Annotated in this window: 3 protein-coding genes; 1 reads left to right on the forward strand and 2 read right to left on the reverse strand. The window is 44.9% G+C overall.

Translation table 11 applies throughout. The features are described from left to right. The coding region (gene dbpA / locus ACP45E_RS18160) for an ATP-dependent RNA helicase DbpA (protein ID WP_069585378.1) at positions 1 to 1,065 on the forward strand (1,065 nt) is incomplete at its 5' end. Positions 1,066 to 1,251: 186 nt separating this feature from the next. Here the strand turns inward: dbpA and msrB are convergent. Together msrB and ACP45E_RS18170 are read right to left on the reverse strand one after the other, a co-directional pair. After that, positions 1,252 to 2,385: a peptide-methionine (R)-S-oxide reductase MsrB gene (msrB, locus tag ACP45E_RS18165; protein ID WP_017033605.1), complete on the reverse strand. Its 1,134-nt coding sequence runs from the start codon at positions 2,383 to 2,385 to the stop codon at positions 1,252 to 1,254. Positions 2,386 to 2,641: 256 nt separating this feature from the next. Next, the coding region (locus ACP45E_RS18170) for a formate--tetrahydrofolate ligase (RefSeq protein ID WP_069585380.1) at positions 2,642 to 3,963 on the reverse strand (1,322 nt) is incomplete at its 5' end.

Genomic DNA, 3,963 nt, shown 5'->3' on the forward strand with positions numbered 1-3,963 from the left:
ACGCTGTGTGGCGGTATGCCAATGGGTCCACAAATCGGTTCCTTAGAACATGGTGCGCACATTTTAGTAGGCACACCAGGGCGAATTCTGGATCACCTGTCACGAGATCGCATCAATCTAGATGAACTGAATACGCTGGTTCTTGATGAAGCTGACCGCATGCTAGATATGGGTTTCGAGGATGCTCTCGATGCCATTATCGACCAAGCACCGAAGCAGCGTCAAACCCTGTTATTCAGTGCGACTTTCCCGAAAGAAATTAAAACGGTTGCTGCTCGAATCATGGAAAAACCGGAAATGGTGAAAGTCGAGTCGACCCATCAAACATCAACGATCAAACAACATTTTTACAAAGTGTCTTGTCAAGAAGATCGTGATGACGCACTTGAAACGTTGCTTCTCAATTTCCAACCTGAATCTTCAGTCGTGTTCTGTAATACGAAGAAAGAAGTTCAAAACGTCACCGACGAGCTACAACACCGCGGGTTTAGTGTGACAGAGTTGCATGGCGATATGGAACAACGTGAACGTGATCAGGCTCTGACTATGTTTGCTAACAAGAGTATTTCTATTCTTGTTGCAACGGATGTTGCGGCTCGTGGACTTGATGTTGATAACCTAGATGCAGTCTTTAACTTTGAGCTATCACGCGACCCAGAAGTTCATGTCCACCGTATAGGTCGTACAGGGAGAGCGGGGGAGAAAGGGAATGCCTTTAGCTTCTTTAGTGACAGAGAAATGCAACGTGTCGCGCTTATCGACGAATACATGGATATCGAAATTAAGCCATCTACATTACCTGAAAGAGGTAAACAGGAGCCGATGGAAGCGCCAATGACGACAATTCAGATCCTTGGCGGTAAGAAAATGAAGCTTCGTCCTGGTGATATCCTTGGTGCCTTAACCAAGCAAGCTGGAATCGATGGCAAAAAAATCGGTAAGATCAATTCATTAGCAATGGTGACGTATATTGCTGTTGAAAAGAGTGTTGCGAAAGTGGCTCTAAAGCAGATTCAAACAGGCAAGATTAAAGGCCGTCAGTTCAAAGCGCGCATCATGAAATAATACCCGTTATGCCATTGCAGTTATGTGCGTGTAAGCCATGTGATTGCGAGGCGTCTGGTGGAAAGTGCATGTCATAGAGAAAGTGCCTCATTGACTATTACTTTCCAACAAAAAGCCGATCTGTTACCACCAGATCGGCTTTTTTGTGTCTGCTTTTTGATCAGACTAAGCTTCAACCAACTCATGCTATCCGTTAAACAAATACAAATACTCCTCGTACCCTTCATTATTCATGTTTTCAACAGGAATGAAGCGAAGGGCGGCAGAGTTCATGCAGTATCGTAGCCCTGTTGGTGCTGGGCCGTCTTTGAACACATGACCTAAGTGTGAGTCGCCAAACCGGCTTCTCACTTCAGTCCTTGGATAAAACAGTTTATGGTCAGTATGCTCTTCTATGTAGGCCCCGTTAATAGGCTTGGTAAAACTCGGCCAACCTGTCCCTGATTTGTATTTGTCGGTTGACGAAAATAGTGGCTCGCCAGAAACGATATCAACGTAAATACCTGCTTCTTTGTTGTCCCAATATTCATTGTCAAATGCGAGTTCTGTCCCATCTTTTTGTGTGACGTAATATTGAATCTCTGTCAGACGCTGTTTTATTTCAGCATCGCTAGGTTTGCTGTACGCTTTAACATTGTCTAGACGCGTTTTAGCGTCAATCATCTCTCTAAGAGTGACCGGAGAGTCGATACGTTCGTCCCCGAAGATTTTGTCCAAATACTGGTCGCGACCAGAGTTGTAGCGGTAATACTTATAACGCACTTTATTGCGCTTGTAATAGTCTTGGTGATAATCCTCAGCTGGCCAAAATGACTCAAACTCAATCAGTTCGACTTTGAGCGGTTTACCAAAGACACCCAGTGCATCCACTTCTGTTAAAAACGCTGTCGCAATGTTTTTCTGCTCTGTGTTATGGAAGAAGATAGCAGGGCGATAATGTGGCCCTCTATCGACAAACGATCCCTTGTCATCAGTGGGGTCGATATGGCGCAACAACTGGTCTAGGACCGCTTCGTAGCTAACCCGGTCAGGATCAAACGATACCGATATCACTTCGATGTGGTCTGTTTTACCAGAAGCGACTTGTTTGTAGGTTGGGTTTTCAAGTTTGCCCCCGGCATAACCAGACACAACGTCGATGACCCCATCTAAAGCCTCTAGGTCGGATTCGGTACACCAAAAACACCCACCAGCTAATGTCGCGACATCGACTTTACCTGCAGGTTGCACCTCTGAAGATGACTGCGCGGGAAAAAGAGCCGAGATGACAAGTAGCCCAAAAGCAGCAAGTATGAGTGTATAACGAGATTGCTTAAGCATAATATTCCCTCTAATTAGTTACTTTAAAGAGAACGGTTTGCTCGCAAATAAATTTCACATAGCCTGTTAGATAATGAAATAGACCAAACAGAATAGAGCAAGTGACATTGAATAAAAATTGAGACAAAGAAAAAGCGAAACGGAACCGTCTCGCTTTTTACGTAGGGAGTTTGAGTTAGGGAGTTTGAGCTAGGTCGTCTAATCACAGAGTGACAAACCCAGTGAGTGCACCGAAAAAGCTGTACCACACACGAGGTTAACTCAGTCCAGTAATGTTTCCGTCGTCGTCTAAATCTAAGTTCATAAATGCAGGTTTATCGGGTAGACCAGGCATCGTCATCACATTGCCACACAAAGCATAAACAAACCCTGCACCTGCACACAGTTTTAGTTCACGAATAGGGACATCGAAACCAACTGGAGCACCTTTCACCGAACCATCGGTAGAGATGGATAGTGGAGACTTAGCCAAACACACTGCTAGGTTATCGTAACCGTCTTTTTTAAACTGCGCGAGTTGCTGGGTCGCTTTATAGCTCATGGTGATACCCTTAGCGCCGTAGCCACATTCCGCGACTGCCATGAGTTTTTCTTCGAGTGTTTGGTCAAGAGTATACAGGGGAGTAAACGTTACTGAAGTATCACACTGTTTAATTACTTTTTGTGCCAGTGCCACGGTACCTTTACCACCGTCAGAAAAGCCTTCGCTTATCTCGACTTCAACATTATTTGGCAGCAATTCAATCATCTCTTTCAGTTGCAGCAATTCACGCTCACAATCTTGCGGGAAGCGATTAATAGCAACAACAGCAGGAACACCATATTTATTGACGTTGTTAATATGCCACTTGAGATTTTCAAATCCGGCAATAAGAGCATCTGGATCGGCATTGAAAATAGAGTCTGGAATTGACTGACCTGGTTTTAAATCGTAATGACCTGAATTGGCTTTTAACCCTCTCAATGTCGCGACGATAACTGCGCAGTCAGGGGCCTTGCCGGATTCTTGTGCTTTGATATTGCATGCTTTTTCAAATCCCATATCTGAACCGAAACCGCCTTCAGTTACCGTGAATTCGGCTAGCTTGCTGGCAATGTTGTCTGCGATAATGGATGAGTTACCATGCGCGATATTCGCAAAAGGGCCTGCATGGATAAGGGTAGGAACCCCCTCCAATGTCTGCATTAGAGTCGGCTCTATTGCATCCTTCATGCTTACTGCCATAGCACCAGCGACTTGTAAATCCTCAGTTGTGACAGGGTCACCATAAATATTGTAAGCGACAACAACTCGGCCGATACGGGATCGCAAATCGCTGAGGCTCGAAGCTAACGCAAGAATCGCCATTAACTCTGAAGCTGCAGAGATATCGAACCCATCTTCACGTTCGAACCCGTTGATGGTTTTGTTGGTTTCGTTGATCCCTACGGTCACCATACGCAACGCTCGATCGTTATGGTCTAGAACGCGTTTCCAAACCACATTTTTAGAATCAATTTTTAACGCTTTTAGCCCTGTACGGCTCTCAAAGTCATTATAGCCATTACGTTGTTCATGATAGATACGCGCATCTATGG

It is taken from the genome of Vibrio genomosp. F10 str. 9ZD137, from assembly GCF_049974785.1.
Taxonomy (GTDB): Bacteria; Pseudomonadota; Gammaproteobacteria; order Enterobacterales; family Vibrionaceae; genus Vibrio.